Here is a 16,816-nt window from a genome sequence, read left to right as displayed (position 1 = left end):
GCGTTCAGTTCAGGTGGCAGGCGTGGCCGTCGAGCGTGAAGCCGTACGGCCCGCCGCCCGCGGCGTCCCCGGCGCCCGAGGACCCGGCCGGTCCGGTGGCGATGAAGCCGAAGGAGAGGGTGCCGCCCGCGGCCACCGAGCGGTTGTAGGCGACGGAGGTGGCGGTGACCCGGGTGCCGCTCTGCGCGACCGTGGCGTCCCACATCTGTGTGATGCGCGGCCCGTCGCCGAAGGTCCAGCCGATCCGCCAGGTCTCCAGCGCCCGGCCGGTGGTCACGGTGACGGCGGCCTGGAATCCGCCCGGCCACCGGTCGACGAGGTCGTAGCGGACCCGGCAGCCCCGCGCGGTCGCGGCGGAGCCCGAGGCGCCGCCCGCGGCGGCGGCCGAGGGGGTGCCCTGCGGCTTTGGACCGGGGGCGTGGCGGCCGGGGCCGTGCGCCGCACCGCTCGCGGTGGACCGGCCGGACGGGGACGCCGTGACCCGGCCGGGGGCCGGCGGACGCCCGGCGGACGGCGGGACGGTCGTGGAGTCGGCGACCGCCCGCCGGTCCGCGTCGCCGTGGGCGGCGTCGCTCGCCGCGCCGTCGAAGGGCATCAGCGAGACGGCCAGGGCCAGCGCCGACAGCGCGACGGCCGTGGCGAGCAGACCGCCGCGCAGCAGCCGCGCCCGTCCCGCGCCGTCGGCCCGCGGGTCCCGGTCCGCCGCGCCGGCCGCCGGCCCGCGCGCGCCGAGGCGCACGTCGGCCGCCCGGCGGCGGCGCTCCAGGTAGGCGAGGCCGCCCCAGCCGATCACCCCGCCGGCCAGCGCGGCGGGCAGGGTGCCCGCGTGCGGCCGCAGGCAGGCGGCGGCCTCGGCGCACCCGGCGCAGGTGGCGAGGTGCCGGGAGAGGTCCTCGGGGGTCTCGACGGGCGCCGCCGGCCGGGTCACCGCGTCCAGCAGCCGCGCGTAGCCGCGGCACTCCGGGTCCATCGGCGTGTCGAGGTGGCCGCGCCGGCAGCGGTCCCGGAACAGGCCGCGCACCTGCTCCAGTTCCTCCGAGACGCGGGCCGGGTCGAGCCCGAGCCGGCGGGCCGCGACGACCAGCGGCAGCGCCTCCACCTCGGCCAGCCACAGCAGTGCCGCGTCCGCCTCCTGGAGGTCGCGCAGCGCGCGCAGCGCAAGGGGCCGGTGGAGCGGCGGGCCGGGGTAGCGGGCGGCCCGCGGGGAGTTGAGCCACAGGCGCAGGTCGGGGTCGAGCCGGTCGCCGAGCCCGGCGGCCTCCCAGGCCGCGGCGGTGGCGCGTACCGCGGTCAGCATCAGCGGGAGCGCGGGCAGCCGGGGCGTGCGGCGGCCCCGGGAGGCGCCCGCGTCCGCGGCGCGCACCTCGCGCAGGCCGAGCGCGAAGGCCTCCGCGGCCAGTTCCCCGGCCGCGGAGGAACCGGCCGTGCACAGGTCGGCGTAGGAGAGCACCGCGTCCCAGCACTCGGACAGCAGCGCGGCCTCGGCGGTGTCCCGGGGACTCGGCTGGTCGGGCATGGCTCTCCTGCGTCCACGGGCGGGGGGTCAACCGACCCCGTTCAGAACGGAGTTGAGGCAACTCTCGCGGTGGACGCCGAGCTTTTCACGTGTTCGACACAACTGACAAGCCACGTCTCCACATCGCACGGAGGACGTGGCCCGCACTCACGGCGGGGTCAGTTCCTCTCCCCCGCCGCCTCCCGTGCGCCACCGTCCGCGCTCGCGGCCGCGCTCCCGTCCGCGTCCTCCTGCGCCGGCAGGCTGTCCATGAAGGAGCTGACCGAGAAGACGGCGCGGCCGGGTCCGGGCGGGCCGTAGCCGGGGGGCGAGGAGAGGCCGAAGTCGTCCATGGTGTTGCGGTAGGCCTCCAGCAGCCGGATGTGGTACTCCAGCGGCGCGCCCTGCGGGTTGGCCTTGCCCAGCGGGGTGGTGGGCTCGGGGCACCAGGTGGTGAAGCGCGGCGTGATGCCGTGCGACATGAAGAAGCGCAGGCCCTCGGTGGTGGAGGCGATGGCCTCGTCGACGGTGGTGAAGCCGAACGGCTCGGCCATCTCGACGCCCGCCACGAAGTTGGGGATCACGTTGCGCGCGCCGAAGATGTCGGCGGAGTCGAGGATGCGCCTGTGCCACTCGTCCCGGCCGACGTAGCGCTCCTTGCCGGGGCAGTACAGCTCGAACAGACGGCGGTCCCACACCTCGAAGTTGGGGTGGTAGATCTGCACGCCGTAGTCCTTGAACCGCTGCACGTCGTCCTTGGGCAGCGCCTGCGCGACGACCTTGCCGATCCAGCGGCCCGGGAAGCGCTCCTCGATGGCCTTGGCGTAGTGGCCGTAGAAGTCGGCCTCGTCGCGGCCCGCCACCTTCGACGTGATCGCGCCGCCGGTGAGCGTGTAGGCGGTGGAGGCCTTCTGGGTGTCGTACCGGTCGATGATCTCCAGCGCCTCCAGGACCTCCTCGACGTCCTTCACGCCGGTGTAGGGCCGCCCGGCCGCCTTGTGCTGGCGCCAGTTGTGGTTGATGTCGCAGTACTGGCACTCCTCCTTGGCGCCGAAGTACTGGCAGACCCGGAAGACGGTGAGGTAGATCAGATAGCCCCACTGGATGGTGGGCGCCACCTCCATCACGGACTTCCCGCTGGCCAGGGTGTGCCGGTAGTACTCCGGCATGGGCGGCACGCCGACGTCGGCGATCCGCTTGCCGTCGAGGTAGAGCCCGAGCAGGCCCTCGTCGTCGGCCGCCACCCGGTAGGGCGAGGCGGGGTTCACCCGTACGGAGACGACGGTGCGCCGCAGGCCGTAGGGCCCGCCGGTGAGGATGATCTCCTCGGGCGGGCGGCGCAGCGCGGCCTCGCCCAGCTCGGGGAGGGTGCCGTGGTCGAAGGAGAAGATGAAGTACGACTTGGGTTTCACCTCCCCGCCCTCGTTGTCGCTGAGCGCGGAGGGGTCGAAGGCCACACCGCCTCGCAGCAGGTCCTCCTTGAAGACCGCTTCCCTCGGCACGTGCGGGAAGCGGTCCATCAGATCCTCGACCAGCGCGGTACGGCTGCCCATCCCGTCTCTCCTCCTGGCTCGTACGTACGACTCCTCACGGTATGCCCCCGCGACCCGGAGGGCGGTGCCGGGTCCCCCACTCGCGGGCGGCGCCGGCGGACGAAGGCCCCCACTGAATTAGTATTGTCAATTGACAAATTACGTGGCACCGTCGGCGGTCGGACGGGGCCCCGCTGCGGCCGGGCCCGGAGCGCTGGAGGGACGACACGATGACCGAGGCCGTGACCAACTGGGCGGGCAACATCACCTACACCGCCGGCCAGGTGTGCCGGCCGGAGTCGGCCGGCGCGCTGCGGGCGCTCGTCGCCTCCGGCGCGAAGGTGCGCGCCCTGGGCAGCGGGCACTCCTTCAACACGATCGCCGATCCGGGCGCCGGCGGCGTACTGCTCTCGCTGGCGGCGCTGCCGGCCGAGGTGGAGGTGGACACCGCGGCCCGCACGGTCCGGGCCGGCGGCGGTGTGCGGTACGCGGAACTGGCCCGCCGGGTGCACGCGCACGGGCTCGCGCTGCCCAACATGGCCTCGCTGCCGCACATCTCGGTGGCCGGGTCGGTGGCGACCGGCACCCACGGCTCGGGGGTGGCCAACGGCCCGCTCGCCGCCGCCGTGCGCGAGGTCGAACTGGTCACCGCGGACGGCTCCACCCTGCGGATCGGCCGGGGCGACGCCCGCTTCGGCGGGGCCGTCACCTCCCTCGGGGCACTGGGCGTCGTCACCGCCCTCGTCCTCGACCTCGAACCGGCCTTCGAGGTGGAGCAGCACGTGTTCACCGAACTCCCGCTGGACGGGCTGGACTTCGAGACGGTGGCCGCGGCGGCCTACAGCGTCAGCCTGTTCACCGACTGGCGGGACCCCGGTTTCCGGCAGGTGTGGCTCAAGCGGCGCACCGACCAGCCGCTGCCGGACTTCCCGTGGGCCGCGCCCGCCCGCGTCGCGCTCCATCCGGTGCCGGGGATGCCGGCGGAGAACTGCACGGAGCAGTTCGGCGTGCCGGGGCCCTGGCACGAGCGGCTGCCCCACTTCCGGGCGGAGTTCACCCCCAGCAGCGGCGCCGAACTCCAGTCCGAGTACCTGCTGCCGCGCGCTGACGCCCTGGCGGCCCTGCACGCCGTCGACGCGGTCCGCGAGGCGGTCTCCCCCGTGCTGCAGACCTGCGAGGTGCGCACCGTCGCCGCCGACGAACAGTGGCTCGGCCCGAGCCACGGCCGGGACACCGTGGCCCTGCACTTCACCTGGATCGAGGACACCGCGGCGGTGCTGCCGGCCGTGCGGCGACTGGAGGAGGCGCTGGAACCGTTCGGCCCGCGGCCGCACTGGGGCAAGGTGTTCACCGTGCCCGCCGCCGCGCTGCGCGAGCGCTACCCGCGGCTGGCCGACTTCCGCGCCCTGGCGCGCGAGCTGGACCCCGACGGGAAGTTCACCAACGACTTCGTACGGGACCTGCTCACCGACTGACAGACGCACGGAACCCGCCCGGCGCCCGTACGAGACGTGCCCGCCGCCCGCCGCCCGTACGAGACCTGCCCGCCGCCCGGCGCCCGTACGGAACCCGGTCGCGGGGCGACGGCCGCCGCCCCTTGATTCCTGCTCTCACCAGGCGCCATCCTAGAGGCTCTAGGAAACGCGAAGGCGGGGCGGCGCCCCGGACAGCCGAGGGGGCGGGAACCGCATGGCCCGAGCCGGACTCACCGCGGACCGCATCGTCGCGGCGGCGGCCGAACTCGCCGACGAGGCCGGCCTCGACGGTGTCAGCCTGTCGGCGCTGGCGCGGCGCTTCGGCGTCAAGGACGCGAGCCTGTACTCGCACGTCAGAAGCGTCCAGGACCTGCGCACCCGGCTCGCGCTGCGGGCCGGCGGCGAGATGATCGACGCGATCGCCGCCGCGGTGGCGGGCCGGGCCGGGAAGGACGCGCTGGCCGCGTTCGCCGGTGCCTACCGGGCGTACGCGCACCGCCATCCCGGCCGGTACGCCGCCACCCGGATCCGCGTCGACCCCGCGACGGTGACCGACGCGCCGGCGATGCGGCGCACCGCCGAGATCACCTACGGAATGCTGCGCGCCTACGGCCTCCAGGAGCCCGATCTCACCGACGCCGTCCGGCTGCTGCGCAGCACCTTCGACGGCTTCTGCGCCCTGGAGGCCGCCGGCGCCTTCCACGCGGGCCGGGACGTGGACGCCTCCTGGGACAAGGCCGTCGAGGCCCTGCACACCGCACTCAGCAACTGGCCGAGGGAGACTCCACGCCATGCACGACACGACTGACTTCCACCACGACGTGCGCGGCGACGGGCCGGTGCTGCTCGTCCTGCCGGGCGGGGCGGGGCACCCGATGGGGCTGGAGGCGATGACGGCCCGGCTCGCCCGGCGTTTCACCGTCGTCACCTGCGACCCGCTCGGCCTGGCCCACGGCCGCCTCGGGCAGCCCGTCGCCGACCAGCGCGTCGAGGACTGGAGCGAGGGGGCGCGGCGGGTGCTCGACGCGGTGCTGCCCGAGGGCGAGTCGGCTTACGTGTTCGGCACCAGCGCGGGCGGTGTCGTGGCGCTCGACCTGCTGGCCCGGCACCCGGAGCGGCTGCGGCACGTGGTCGCGCACGAGCCGCCCTGCGTGGGGGTGCTGCCGGACGGGACGCGGCAGCGGGCCAGGATGCGCGAGGTGTACGACGTCTACCGCGCGGCCGGCCCGCGGGCCGCCGGTGCGCGCCTGGCCGCCGTGCTGGCGGAACGGGAGGCGGACGGCACCGGGGAGCCCGGCGCCGGGGGCACCGTCCCGGGGTCCGGCCCCCTGTCCCGCGAGGAGGAACTGTCCTCCCCCATGGCCCTCTTCCTCGCCCATGTGCTGGTGCCGTTCACCGGCTACGTCCCGCCGCTGCCGGGGGCGGAAGCGGGCCCGGGGGCGGCGGCCCCGCGGGGCGGTGCGGCGCTCGTCACGCCGGCCGCGGGCGAGGACCCGCACAGCCGGCTGCTGCACCGCACCGCGACCGCCCTCGCCGAGCGCCTGGGCGCGGGGGTGGCCCGCTTCCCGGGCGGTCACATCGGCGCCGTCCAGCAGCCGGAGGCGTTCGCGGACCGGCTCGCCGAGGTGTTCGACCGGGTCCCGGGAGGTCAGGACAGGTCGCCCACCGCGTCGGCGTAGTACGTGGACTCGGCGAGGTGGCGGGCGAGTTCGCGGAAGGTCCAGCCCTCGCCCGGGGAACGGTCGAGCTGGTCGGCGGTGAGGGCGTCGAGCCGGACGGCCCAGATCCTCGCCAGCCGGGTGAGGCGGCTGCGGGCCTCGTCGAGGTCCTGCCGCGTGAAGGGCGCGAGGTCCGCCCCGGTCGTGATCGTGGAGGCGTGCCAGTGGTCGGGCTGCGGTGTCTCGCCCGCCAGCCGCGCCTCCAGCTCCGCGAGGTGGTCCACCATGTGGTCGGCTACCCGGCGGACCGCCTTGTGCGGGGTGTAGACCCGGTCGTCCGCGGGCAGCGGCGTGCCGTCCCAGGCGGTCCAGGTGGCGGCCAGGGCCAGCACGTGGCCGACCATGCCGGTCACCGCCGCGGCGGGCGTGTCGTCAGGAGTGATCTCGCTCATGCGGCCACCGTAGGAGCCGGTCCGTTCGGTACCGGCCGAACTGTGGGCGGCGCACGGCGGCGGCCCGCCCGCCGCCGTACGCGGCCCGCGCCGCCGCCCGCCCGCCTCCGTAGCGGCTCAGTCGCCGCGCTCGGCGGCGCTGCGCTCGACGCAGAACTCGTTGCCCTCCGGATCGGCGAGGACGGCCCAGCCGGTGCCGTCGGCCCGGCGGCGGTCGTCGACGAGGGTGGCCCCCAGGCCGAGCAGCCGCTCGACCTCCTCGTCCCGGGTGCGGTCCTGTGGCTGGAGGTCGACGTGCACCCGGTTCTTGACCGTCTTGGCGTCCGGCACGGTCACGAAGAGCAGGCCCGCGCCCTCGATCAGCACCTCCTCGTCACCCGGCCGGTCGTCCTCGTGCACGGGCAGGTCCAGGACCCGCGACCAGAAGCCGGCCAGGCCGTACGCGTCCGAAGAGTCGATCGTCACATGGCGGATCCTCGAAGTCATGCCCGTGATCCTGCCAGGCGCTCCGCTGACGCGGGTACGGGATGTCCCGGCGGCACGCCGGCCGGTGCCGCGCCAGGAGCACGCCGTGCCGCGCGCCGGGGGCGTGCCGTCGAGGAGGCAGGTGTCGACGGCCCCGGTCACACGGGAGGTGTACGGGCAGGAGCCGTGGCCCTCGGCCCGCACCGTCAGCAGGGCGCCGGCCTCCTCGCCCGGCTCCGCCGCCATGTGCCGGCCGCCCTCGTACGGAGTCGTCGGGTCGCCGGTGCCCGCGACGACGAGGACCGGAGCCGCGCCGTCCGCGCGGACGCCGCGGCGGCCCGCTCGCCCTCGACCGGCCAGTCGTAGCAGAGGTGGACGCCCGTCGACCAGGCTTCACCGAAGACGGGCGAGGCCGCCTTGATCCGCTCGATCATCTGCTCGGCCTCGGTGGATCCGGGACGGCTGCCGGAGCCGGCGCAGTTGATCGCGACATAGGCGGACACGTTGTTGTCGTCGCAGGGGCGGGGCGGCGGCGGAGGCCGGGGCGGCGCCCGAGGCCGCAGCGGCGGAGGCGGGGACGGCGGAGGCCGGGGCGGCGCCCGAGGCCGCGACCTCGCCCGTCGTCCGCCCGGCGGGCGGGCCGCGCGGCGTCGGGCGCGTGCTCCGGGTGTGGCGGGAGTGCGGCACGGGGTCGCCCGGTGGGCGGGAATGCGACGGCAGGGCCTAGCGTCGTGGCATGACACACGGCACGAACGGCGCGCCCCCCACCGGACTCGCCCAGGCGCTCGCCGCCGGGCCGGTCGTGCTCGACGGCGGGCTGTCCAACCAGCTCGAGTCGGCCGGGCACGACCTCGGGGACGACCTGTGGTCGGCCCGGCTGCTGGCCGAGCGGCCCGAGGCGATCACGCAGGCGCACCTCGCCTACGTCGAGGCGGGCGCCGACGTGGTGATCACCGCCAGTTACCAGGCCACCTTCGAGGGGCTGGCGCGGCGCGGGTTCGGCCGCGACCGGGCCGCGGCGCTCATCGCGTCGAGCGTCGCCCTGGCCCGGGAGGCGGTGGCGCGGGCCCGGGCGAAGGGCGTCTCGCGCCCGCTGTGGGTGGCGGCCTCGGCCGGCCCCTACGGCGCGCTGCTCGCGGACGGTTCGGAGTACCGGGGCCGCTACGGGCTCACCGTCGACGAGCTGGAGCGCTTCCACCGGCCCCGCCTCGAGGTGCTGGCCGCCGCCCGGCCCGACGTACTGGCCCTGGAGACGGTGCCGGACGCCGACGAGGCGAGCGCGCTGCTGCGGGCCGTACGGGGGCTGGGGGTGCCGGCCTGGCTGTCGTACACGGTCGACGGTTCCCGCACGCGGGCCGGGCAGCCCCTGGAGGAGGCGTTCGGGCCGGCGGCCGGGGTCGAGGAGGTGATCGCGGTCGGCGTGAACTGCTGTGCCCCCGACGACGTGGAAGCCGCCGTCGAGACGGCCGCCCGGGTGACCGGCAAGCCGGTCGTGGCCTATCCCAACAGCGGTGAGGTCTGGGACGCCCGGTCCCGTTCCTGGACCGGGCGCCGCACGCTCACCCCGGACCGGGCCGAGCGGTGGCACGCCGCCGGTGCCCGTCTGATCGGCGGCTGCTGCCGGGTCGGCCCGGCGACGATCGCGCAGCTCGCCCGCACGCTGCGGGCGGGGTGACCGGACTCGCCCGACCCGGACTCACCCGCCGGACCCGCGCATCTCCGTCTCACGCATCCCGAGCCCGCGCCCCGCGTCGGGGCGCCCGAACCCGCGCGGCCCCGAACCCGCGCGGCCCGGGACCCACCCGCCCCGGTCACGCGCCCCGGACGCCGCCGGAGCGGCGCAGTCGCCGTATCACCGCGCGCAGTTCCGCACCCCGGGCCGGGGCGGCGACGGCCGCAGTGCCCACGGATGCCCCGGCCGCCGCGCCGGCCGGTGCGGCGTGCGGCCGCGACAGCGGCGGCGGGCCGGCGGCGGGCGGGGCGGCAACGGGCGGGGCGGTCCACAGGGCGAGTTCCGCGTCCCGCGGACCGTACGCCGTGTGCGGCGGCCCGTCGCCGAAGACGCGGACCGGGTGGGCCGGGTCCCACGCCTCCCAGCCGGGGTCGCCGTCCGTGGCGAAGCGGACCCAGGCGGCGTGCATGGCGTCGGCGAGTTCCTGCGGGGCGCCCTCGCCGGCGAGCCGGCGCGCGTCCGGCACGTCGCCGGTGTCGAAGACGAAGCCGAGTTCGAGGGCGTGGCAGGCGCCGAGACCGGGCAGCAGGGACGGCCACGCGAACTCGTACACGTACGCGGACCCGGCGCGGGCGTCGGCCAGCCGGTGCAGCGGGCGGCGCAGCAGGTGGTCGGTGACCAGCTGGCCGACGATCTCGGCGGCGCCCGCCCGGGGCCGCAGGGAGCGGTAGCCGCGGACCACCTCGTGCCCGCAGTGGCAGCGGGCCATCGCACCGGCCAGGGCGACCGGGCCGAGCCGGTCGACGCGCTCCAGCAGACCGCCGGGCACCAGCCACAGCCGGTACTCGTCGCGGGTCCAGCCCATCAGCAGGCCGGCGCCGCGGGCGGCCTCCCCCTCGACCAGCGCCTCCAGCGGGTCACGGGGTACGAGGTCGCCGTCGACGACGATGCCGAAGGCCGGGCCGCCGAGGACCGGGCTGCTGAGCCGGCCGACCTCGGCCTGGGTGCGCAGCAGCAGGCCGCGGTCGACGGCGGCGAAGGCCTCGGCGGTGGCCGGGACCTTCAGCCGGGCCGCCATCCGGCGCACCATCCGCCGCACCTTGTCGCGGTCGGCGGCCTCGGGCGGGCCGCTCTGCAGCACGGCCCGCCGGAAGAGCCCCTGGGCCTGCGGGGCGGCGATCAGGGCTCCGGTGCTGATGGCACCGGCCGACTGGCCGCACAGGGTGATCCGGCCGGGGTCGCCGCCGAAGGCGCCGATGGCCTCGTGGACCCAGCGCAGCGCGGCGAGCTGGTCGCGCAGGCCGGGGTTGGCGGGGGCGTCCGGGAACAGTCCGTAGCCCTCCACGCCCAGCCGGTAGTTGACGGAGACGAGGACGACACCGTCCCGGGCGAAGGAGTGGCCCTCGTACACGGGCACGGCCGACGAGCCGCGGGTCAGGGCCCCGCCGTGCAGCCACACCAGGACGGGCAGCCGGGCCCCGGGACTCGGGTCGGGCGTCCACACGTTGAGGTTGAGGCAGTCGTCGCCGGGCACGGAGGGGTCGGACAGGTACTGGGAGAAGGCCTCGGAGTACGGCGGTTTCGGCGCGGTCGGCCCGTAGGCGCCCGCGTCGCGCACCCCGTCCCACGGCTCGGGCGGCCGGGGCGGCCGGAACCGGAGGGGGCCGAAGGGCGGTGCCGCGTACGGGATCCCCCGGAAGGCGGCCACCCCGTGCTCGTACCTTCCGCGTACCGCCCCGTGCGGCGTTCTGACCACGGGAGCCGTCCGGTCCGACGTCATGTGCCCACCAGCCCTTCAGCGCGCTCGCTGCACCCCGCTCGCGCCCGGCCGACCGCGCACGAGCCCCGGTAACCCAAGAGCACCACTGCGCCTCGTGGTATTCCGCCGCCGGCGCCCGGGGCGGGACCGCCGGGCGTCCCCGGGCGGGCGGGACGGGGCCGCGGCAGGCACCCCGCCCCCGCGGCCCCTCGGCGCCCACCGTCTGCCGGTCACCCGCCGGTCACCGGCCGCCCGCCGCCGCTGCGCGCGGTCGGCGGGCGGCCGGGGGTGCCGGGGTGCCGGGGCGGTCAGGCACCGTCCTCCTCTCCCGCTCCGCCGCGGGACGCCCCCACGAGGGCCTCCATCAGGTCGACCGCGCTTCCGTCGTGGTCGCTGCCGGCGGTGCCGCTGCCGGTCTGGAGGTTCGCCGTGCGGTCGACCTCGAGGATGGAGTCGGCGTGCGAGTTGTCGAGGACGGTGATGAGGCTGCCGGCCGCCGCGGCGGGCGCCGGACCGGCGACCAGGGCCACCGCCAGCGCGGCCGCGGTGCGCAGCCGGGGCGGGCGGACGCTCACGCGACGACGCCCGCGCCCACGCCGGCGCTCGCACCCGCGCGCTCGGGCCGCCGGTGGGCCATGTTGCGCTCCAGCAGACTGGTCGCCGCCTTTACGCCCACGCCACCGGCGGGGTCCACCTCGGGCAGCCGGCCGTCGGCGCGCCGCAGTTCGGCGAGCGCGCTGTCCATCGCCTCGTGCGCCGCGAACAGGCACGGGGTGGAGTAGATCGCGACGTCCACGCCCAGGTCGGACAGTTCGCCCAGCGACAGCCGCGGCGACTTGCCGCCGGCGATCTGGTTGAACAGCAGCGGCTTGCCGCCGACCACCTCGCGCACCCGCCGGATCCAGTCCACGCTGCGGATGCCGTCGACGAGGATCACGTCCGCGTCGGTGGCCGCGAGCGCCTCGGCCCGGCGCAGGATGTCCGCCTCGTCGGTGGCGTCCGTACGCGCCACGACGACCAGGTCGTGCCGGGTGGCCAGCACCTTCTCCAGCTTGGCGAGGTACTCGTCGAGCGGCAGCACCTGCTTGCCGTCGGCGTGCCCGCAGCGGCGGGGCCGCTTCTGGTCCTCCAGGATCACCCCGGAGGCGCCGATGCGTTCGAGTCCCTCCACCACGTGGCAGGCGACCTCGGGGTCGACGTAGCCGTCGTCGATGTCCACCAGCAGGTGGTGCGCGGGGAAGGCGCCCCGCAGGCGCTGGACGAACGCCACCATGTCCGGCCAGGCGATGAAACCGATGTCCGGCAGTCCGTAGTAGGAGGCGGCGAAGCCGAAACCGGAGACGAACATGCCGTCGTAGTGTTCGGCCGCGATCGACGCCGAGTACATGTCGTAGACACCGATCAGCGGGGTGGTACCCGGCCCGGCGATCTGCTGGCGCAGCTTCTTGCCGTAGGTCAACGTGACTCCTCTGATGGGGGGTCGGGCGCGCGCGGCGCCCCCAGGGGCGGCTGCGTGCCGGTGAACGGCGGCCCGCTGCCCTTTGCCGAGACAAAAGGATCCCTAGACCGAGCCGAGATCGGGACTTGGGGCGTCCTTTACTCACCCGGACGGCGGAACGCCTTCACCGGAGAAACGTCACTGACCGGCGTGTCACGTCGCGGGGTTGATCCGGGCCGTCCGATTTCTTCAAGACCGCCGGCACGCGGCCGTGCCACCGTGGCGGCATGACCCCACGATTCGCCGTGGTCGGCCTGGTCGTCTCGGACCTGGCCGCCTCCCTCGCCTTCTACCGCCGCCTCGGTCTCGTCTTCCCCGAGGGCGCCGGACAAGAGCCGCACGTCGAGGCCGAGTTGCCCGGCGGCCTGACCCTGGCACTGGACACCGAGGACACCGTGCGCTCCTTCCATCCCGGGTGGCGGCCCCCGGCGGCGGGCGGCCGGGTCTCGCTCGCCTTCCGCTGCGCCACGCCCGCCGACGTGGACGCCGTCTACGAGGAGTTGGTCGGCGCGGGGCACCACGGGGAGCTGAAGCCGTGGGACGCGTTCTGGGGGATGCGGTACGCGGTCGTCCACGACCCGGACGGCAACGGCGTCGACCTGTTCGCGCCGCTACCCGCGGACGCCGAGTAGTCCACCCAGCGGCACGCCGGCCAACTCCCGCACGTCGCGGGAGAGATGGGCCTGGTCGGCGTATCCGGCCCGGATCGCGGTGTCCGCGAACGGCACCCCGCTCCGCGCCAGTGCCAGGGCCCGCTGGAGCCGCAGCACCCGGGCCAGCGTCTTGGGTCCGTAGCCGAAGGCGGCCAGGGAGCGCCGGTGCAGCCAGCGGGCGCCGACCCCGAGTTCGTCGGCGGTCGCGGCGACCGGGCGTCCCGCGTCCAGGGCCGCGACCAGGCGGCGCAGCAGCGGGTCGGGCGGCCCGGCCGACTCCGCCCGCTCCAGCGCCGCCTGTTCCAGGGCGGCGGCCGGGTCCCGCGCCGCCTCCAGGCGGGCGCGCAGCCGCCGCACCGCCGGGGCGGGCCACAGGTCGGCCACGTCGACGCGCCGGTCGCGCAGTTCGTGCGCGGGCACACCGAGGCAGGCGGGCGCCGTACCGGGGAAGAAGCGCAGGCCGGCCCAGTGCGCCGACGGCCCGTCGGGGGCGTACGCCCGTGTGTCGGGCCCGGCGACCAGCAGCCGCCCCTCGCTCCACAGCAGGTCCATGCACCCGTCCGGCAGGACGAGTCCGGCACCGGCGCCGGGCGCCGCCGGGCCCTTCGTCCAGAGCACCGCGCCGGGCAGCCGGGCGGGCCGTTCCGTGTATCCGCCGGGCTCTGGGGCCGCGTCCGCGGGAGCGGTCGGCGCCCGGCGCGCGCCGGGCGCACCGCCCGCTCCCCCCGCCCGGCGTGTCCCGCGGGCCCTGCACGCCCCGTTCGCGCCCTTCACGCCGCTCATACCGTTCACACCACTTACGCCTCTCAGGCCGCTCACACCGCTCACGTCCCTGACGCGCCGGAGCGCGGGACCCGCGTGCGGTGTTCCTGCGGGCTGACGCCGTAGGCGCGTTTGAACGCGGTGGAGAGCGCGAACGCGCTGCCGTAGCCGACCTGGCGGGCGACGGCGGCGAGTGGCTCGTCGGTGTCACGCAGCCGGTCGGCGGCCAGAGCCAGCCGCCAGTTCGTGAGGTACGCCATCGGGGGCTCCCCCACCAGGGCGGTGAAGCGCCGGGCGAGCGCCGCCCGGGAGACGCCGGCCCGCGCGGCGAGCGCCGCGACGGTCCAGGGGTGCTGCGGCTCGTCCTGGACGAGCCGCAGCACCGGGCCGACGACCGGGTCCGCGAGCGCTCCGTACCAGGCGGGCGCCGCCGCGTCGGGCCGGGCGAACCACGCCCGCAGCGCGGCGATGACCAGCAGGTCGAGCAGACGGTCCAGGACCACCTCCTGACCGGGTTCGTCGCGCACGATCTCGTCCGCGAGCAGCGGGGTGAGCGGGCACTGCCACACGTCCGGGGTCAGGGTGAGCAGCGGCGGGAGCGCGTCCAGCAGCCGGTTGCTGATCTCGCCCTTCATCAGGTAGGTCCCGATCAGCATCACCGTCCCGCCGTCGATCCGGTCGCCCCAGGTGCGCACCCCGAGGTCCATGGAACCGTTCAGGGAACGGCCGTCGGGGTGACTGCACTCGCCGCCCGGCAGGATCAGCGCCTGCGGCGCCGTGCCGGGGTCGTCGGCGCAGGTGTACGGGCCGGGGCCGCGCGCGATGGCGAGGTCGCCGGGGCCGATGCGCACCTTCTCGCCGCCGTCGGGCACGATCCAGGCGTGGCCGCGGGCCATCAGCATCACCGTGAGCGGGGCCTCGTCCTCGACGCGTACCGCCCACGGCGGCTCCAGGCAGGCACGGATCATGAAGGCGCCGCGCGCGCGGGGGCCCTCCAGGAGGCCGGCGAGTGCGTCCATGCGGACAGCGTAGACAGGCGCTTATGCGCGCGAGCGGTTCGGCGATGGTTCCCGTACGGGGCCCGGCAGTTGACTGTCCGCATGACACAGAACACGCGGAACGCACAGGACGTACCGAACACGCAGGACGTACCGAACGCGCAGGACGTACGGAACGCGTCGGGCGTACGGACCGGCGCGCGGCCGGCGCGGGGGACCACCGTGGTGGTCACCGGCGCCTCCGGCCGTACGGGGAGCAGGGTCGCCGCGGCGGCCGCGGCGGCGGGCCTGACGGTGCGGGCGGCGTCCCGGTCGCACGGCTTCGACTGGCGGGACGCGACGACGTGGGCGCCGGTGCTGCGCGGCGCGGACGCGGCCTACCTGGTGCACCCGTCGGACGTCGGCGCACCGGACGCGGCGGACACGGTCGGGCGGCTGGCCCGCGAGGCGGTCGCGCTCGGCGCAGGGCGGCTGGTGCTGCTGTCGGCGCGGGCGAGGAGCAGGCGCTGCCCACGGAGGAGGCGCTGCGCGCGTCGGGCGCGCGGTGGACGGTGGTGCGGGCCGCCTGGTTCGCACAGAACTTCAGCGAGGGCCCGCTGGCCGAGGAACTGCGGCGAAGCGGGGAACTGGTGTTCCCGGCCGGTGACGTGCGGGAGCCGTTCGTCGACGTGCGGGACATAGCGGACGTCGTGGTGGCCGCGCTGACCTCGGGCGACCGGTACGCCGGACAGGTCGTCGAGGTGTCCGGACCCCGGCTGCTTTCGTTCGGCGACGCGGTCGCGCAGGCCGCCGCCGCGGCCGGGCGCGCGCTGACGTACCGGTCGGTGCCGGTGCCGGCGTACGGGGAGATGCTGGCCCGGTCGGGGGTGCCGGCCGAGGAGGCGGAGTTCCTGGTGGAGCTGTTCGGGACGCTGCTGGACGGCCGGAACTCCTCCCTGTCGCACGGGGTGCGGCAGGTGCTCGGACGCGAGCCGCGGGACTTCGCCTGCTTCGCGCGGGAAGCGGCGGCGGCCGGGGCGTGGGACAGGCCGTGAGCCGGGCCCGGGAGCCCCGAGGCCCCCGGGGCCCTCACTCGTGCGGCGCCGGCCCGTTCCCGTCCTCCTTGTGCGGGCCGCGCGCCTGGGTGCTCTTCGCGTGCGCCCGCAGGCGCGCGGTCACGTCCTCCGGGGGCAGGAAGCGCGACCAGCGTTCGGGGAACTCGGAGGGCATGTCGGCGTCGCCCAGGCCGTCCGCGTCGTCGGTGTCGTCGGCGTCGTCGTCGAAGGCGTCCGGGTCCGCCCCGCGGACGGCGGCGGCCCGGGCGACGTACTCGGCGATCTGCGCCTCGCGCACCCGTTCGTTGGCGGCGCGGGCCGCGGCGGTCGCAGCGGCGGGCCAGACCCGGTCGATGGCGGCGTTGACCGCCGCCCCGACGAGCACGGCGAACGCGGACACGCCGATCCACAGCAGCACGGCGACCGGCGCGGCCAGCGAGCCGTAGATCGTGGGTCCCTCGACGGTGCTGGTCAGGTAGATGCGCAGGACGAAGCTGCACACCACCCACATGGCCAGGGCGACCAGCGCGCCGGGCACGTCCTCGATCCACGGGGAGCGCACGGGCACGGACACGTGGTAGAGCGTGGTGAGGAAGGCGATGGACAGGACGATGACCACGGGCCAGTACAGAACCTGCACGACCGTCGTCGACCAGGGCACGACCCGTACCACCGCGTCCGGTCCCGCCACCATCAGCGGCAGCGCGACGGAGCCGATCAGCAGCGCGACCACGAAGAGCAGGAAGGCCATCAGGCGGGTCCTGACGATGCCGCGCACGCCGTCGAGGCCGTACATGACGGTGATGGTGTCGATGAAGACGTTCACCGCGCGGGAGCCCGACCACAGGGCGAACACGAACCCGATGGAGATGATGTCCGGCCGGCCGCCCTGCATCACGTCCCGCAGGATCGGCTGGGTGATCTCCTTGACTCCCTGGTCGGACAGGACCGTGCGGGAGGCGTCCATGATGTTGCGCTCCAGGCTGGCGATGGTGTGCGCGCCGGTCCAGGAGTCGACGTAGAAGAGCAGGGCGATCAGGCTGAGCAGCAGCGGGGGCACGGAGAGCAGGGTGAAGAAGGCGGCCTCGGCGGCGAGGCCGAGGATGCGGTACTCCATGCACGAGTTGACGGTGTCCTTGAGCAGCAGCCAGGCGGTCCTGCGCTTGGAGACGTTCCGGTAGAGGGCACGGGCCCGGTGGAAGCGGCCGGTCGGCCTGTCGGGGGTTTCACTGGCTGGCTGCACGAGCCAAAGGTATCCCTGTCCCGCCCCGCCGCCCTCATCCACCGGGACACCGCACGGATCACCGCGCCGGACGCCACCGCCGCACCCGGCGCGTACCGCCGCCCCGGGCGCGGACCGCCC

Annotated in this window: 15 protein-coding genes and 2 pseudogenes; 6 read left to right on the top strand and 11 right to left on the bottom strand. The window is 75.8% G+C overall.

The window, feature by feature from the left end; translation table 11 throughout:
• Nucleotides 1-4: 4 nt before the first annotated feature.
• Both IG64_RS21580 and IG64_RS21575 read right to left on the bottom strand, forming a co-directional pair.
• Nucleotides 5-1,516: a cellulose-binding domain-containing protein gene (locus IG64_RS21580; protein ID WP_037858675.1), complete on the bottom strand. Its 1,512-nt coding sequence runs from the start codon at nt 1,514-1,516 to the stop codon at nt 5-7.
• 158 nt (nt 1,517-1,674) lie between these two features.
• Nucleotides 1,675-3,048, bottom strand: a complete 1,374-nt coding sequence (locus IG64_RS21575) for a radical SAM protein (RefSeq protein WP_037858673.1) — start codon at nt 3,046-3,048, stop codon at nt 1,675-1,677.
• Nucleotides 3,049-3,257: 209 nt separating this feature from the next.
• Between IG64_RS21575 and IG64_RS21570 the strand changes: the two genes are divergently transcribed.
• The 3 genes from IG64_RS21570 to IG64_RS21560 all read left to right on the top strand — a co-directional run bounded on the left by IG64_RS21570 (nt 3,258) and on the right by IG64_RS21560 (nt 6,181).
• Entirely contained in the window at nt 3,258-4,502 is a 1,245-nt protein-coding gene (locus tag IG64_RS21570; RefSeq protein ID WP_037858671.1) for an FAD-binding protein, read from the top strand.
• A 214-nt stretch (nt 4,503-4,716) separates the two neighbouring features.
• Nucleotides 4,717-5,310, top strand: a complete 594-nt coding sequence (locus IG64_RS21565) for a TetR/AcrR family transcriptional regulator (RefSeq protein ID WP_037858669.1) — start codon at nt 4,717-4,719, stop codon at nt 5,308-5,310.
• Nucleotides 5,294-6,181 carry an alpha/beta fold hydrolase gene (locus tag IG64_RS21560; protein ID WP_037858667.1) on the top strand — a complete coding sequence of 296 codons (888 nt, stop codon included), beginning with the start codon at nt 5,294-5,296 and terminating at the stop codon, nt 6,179-6,181. The genes IG64_RS21565 and IG64_RS21560 overlap by 17 nt, the downstream gene beginning before the upstream one ends.
• On the opposite strand, the gene IG64_RS21555 is transcribed toward IG64_RS21560, so the two are convergent.
• From IG64_RS21555 to IG64_RS42320, 3 genes and pseudogenes are all read right to left on the bottom strand, one after another.
• Complete coding sequence (locus tag IG64_RS21555) at nt 6,151-6,612, bottom strand: hypothetical protein (protein WP_037858666.1); 462 nt, start codon at nt 6,610-6,612, stop codon at nt 6,151-6,153. The genes IG64_RS21560 and IG64_RS21555 overlap by 31 nt on opposite strands.
• A 117-nt stretch (nt 6,613-6,729) precedes the next feature.
• A complete protein-coding gene (locus IG64_RS21550; RefSeq protein ID WP_037858855.1) occupies nt 6,730-7,098 on the bottom strand; it encodes a VOC family protein in 369 nt (122 codons plus the stop codon).
• A gap of 138 nt (nt 7,099-7,236) precedes the next feature.
• A pseudogene (locus tag IG64_RS42320) lies at nt 7,237-7,437 on the bottom strand (alpha/beta hydrolase); the annotation flags it as partial.
• A 376-nt stretch (nt 7,438-7,813) separates the two neighbouring features.
• Here IG64_RS42320 and mmuM point away from each other — a divergent pair.
• Nucleotides 7,814-8,752, top strand: a complete 939-nt coding sequence (gene mmuM, locus IG64_RS21540) for a homocysteine S-methyltransferase (RefSeq protein ID WP_037858664.1) — start codon at nt 7,814-7,816, stop codon at nt 8,750-8,752.
• Nucleotides 8,753-8,888: 136 nt separating this feature from the next.
• Here mmuM and IG64_RS21535 read toward each other — a convergent pair whose 3' ends face one another.
• From IG64_RS21535 to IG64_RS21525, 3 genes are all read right to left on the bottom strand, one after another.
• Nucleotides 8,889-10,529, bottom strand: a complete 1,641-nt coding sequence (locus IG64_RS21535; RefSeq protein WP_199811635.1) for a carboxylesterase/lipase family protein — start codon at nt 10,527-10,529, stop codon at nt 8,889-8,891.
• 287 nt (nt 10,530-10,816) lie between these two features.
• A complete protein-coding gene (locus tag IG64_RS21530) occupies nt 10,817-11,083 on the bottom strand; it encodes a hypothetical protein (RefSeq protein WP_199811634.1) in 267 nt (88 codons plus the stop codon).
• Entirely contained in the window at nt 11,080-11,967 is an 888-nt protein-coding gene (locus tag IG64_RS21525) for an isocitrate lyase/PEP mutase family protein (RefSeq protein ID WP_037858663.1), read from the bottom strand. Before IG64_RS21525 ends, IG64_RS21530 begins: the two co-directional genes overlap by 4 nt.
• Before the next feature lie 266 nt (nt 11,968-12,233).
• On the opposite strand from IG64_RS21525, the gene IG64_RS21520 reads away from it, so the two are divergent.
• Nucleotides 12,234-12,638, top strand: coding sequence for a VOC family protein (locus IG64_RS21520; RefSeq protein WP_037858657.1), 405 nt, complete (start codon nt 12,234-12,236; stop codon nt 12,636-12,638).
• On the opposite strand, the gene IG64_RS21515 is transcribed toward IG64_RS21520, so the two are convergent.
• Together IG64_RS21515 and IG64_RS21510 are read right to left on the bottom strand one after the other, a co-directional pair.
• The gene (locus IG64_RS21515; RefSeq protein ID WP_078884127.1) at nt 12,618-13,442 is read right to left on the bottom strand and encodes a helix-turn-helix transcriptional regulator; all 825 of its coding nucleotides are present in this window, start codon (nt 13,440-13,442) and stop codon (nt 12,618-12,620) included. The genes IG64_RS21520 and IG64_RS21515 overlap by 21 nt on opposite strands.
• A 41-nt stretch (nt 13,443-13,483) precedes the next feature.
• Nucleotides 13,484-14,440, bottom strand: coding sequence for an AraC family transcriptional regulator (locus IG64_RS21510; protein ID WP_037858656.1), 957 nt, complete (start codon nt 14,438-14,440; stop codon nt 13,484-13,486).
• An 81-nt stretch (nt 14,441-14,521) separates the two neighbouring features.
• On the opposite strand from IG64_RS21510, the pseudogene IG64_RS21505 reads away from it, so the two are divergent.
• Nucleotides 14,522-15,453, top strand: a pseudogene (locus tag IG64_RS21505) (NmrA family NAD(P)-binding protein).
• A gap of 34 nt (nt 15,454-15,487) precedes the next feature.
• Here IG64_RS21505 and IG64_RS21500 read toward each other — a convergent pair.
• Nucleotides 15,488-16,696 carry a YihY/virulence factor BrkB family protein gene (locus tag IG64_RS21500; RefSeq protein WP_037858655.1) on the bottom strand — a complete coding sequence of 403 codons (1,209 nt, stop codon included), beginning with the start codon at nt 16,694-16,696 and terminating at the stop codon, nt 15,488-15,490.
• Between the last annotated feature and the right edge of the window lie 120 nt (nt 16,697-16,816).

Origin of the sequence: Streptomyces sp. NRRL S-340 (assembly GCF_000720185.1) — a bacterium.
In the GTDB taxonomy this organism is placed as follows: Bacteria; Actinomycetota; Actinomycetes; order Streptomycetales; family Streptomycetaceae; genus Streptomyces.
The sequence above is the reverse complement of the archived record's forward strand: the minus strand, read 5'-3'. Positions and strand labels throughout refer to the sequence as shown.

Coding starts and splice junctions, on each gene's coding strand:
- IG64_RS21515 (WP_078884127.1), bottom strand. CDS start 13,442: ATGAGCGGCGTGAAGGGCGCGAACGGGGCGTGCAGGGCCCGCGGGACA.
- mmuM (WP_037858664.1), top strand. CDS start 7,814: ATGACACACGGCACGAACGGCGCGCCCCCCACCGGACTCGCCCAGGCG.
- IG64_RS21510 (WP_037858656.1), bottom strand. CDS start 14,440: ATGGACGCACTCGCCGGCCTCCTGGAGGGCCCCCGCGCGCGCGGCGCC.
- IG64_RS21520 (WP_037858657.1), top strand. CDS start 12,234: ATGACCCCACGATTCGCCGTGGTCGGCCTGGTCGTCTCGGACCTGGCC.
- IG64_RS21560 (WP_037858667.1), top strand. CDS start 5,294: ATGCACGACACGACTGACTTCCACCACGACGTGCGCGGCGACGGGCCG.
- IG64_RS21565 (WP_037858669.1), top strand. CDS start 4,717: ATGGCCCGAGCCGGACTCACCGCGGACCGCATCGTCGCGGCGGCGGCC.
- IG64_RS21570 (WP_037858671.1), top strand. CDS start 3,258: ATGACCGAGGCCGTGACCAACTGGGCGGGCAACATCACCTACACCGCC.
- IG64_RS21535 (WP_199811635.1), bottom strand. CDS start 10,529: ATGACGTCGGACCGGACGGCTCCCGTGGTCAGAACGCCGCACGGGGCG.
- IG64_RS21550 (WP_037858855.1), bottom strand. CDS start 7,098: ATGACTTCGAGGATCCGCCATGTGACGATCGACTCTTCGGACGCGTAC.
- IG64_RS21580 (WP_037858675.1), bottom strand. CDS start 1,516: ATGCCCGACCAGCCGAGTCCCCGGGACACCGCCGAGGCCGCGCTGCTG.
- IG64_RS21575 (WP_037858673.1), bottom strand. CDS start 3,048: ATGGGCAGCCGTACCGCGCTGGTCGAGGATCTGATGGACCGCTTCCCG.
- IG64_RS21555 (WP_037858666.1), bottom strand. CDS start 6,612: ATGAGCGAGATCACTCCTGACGACACGCCCGCCGCGGCGGTGACCGGC.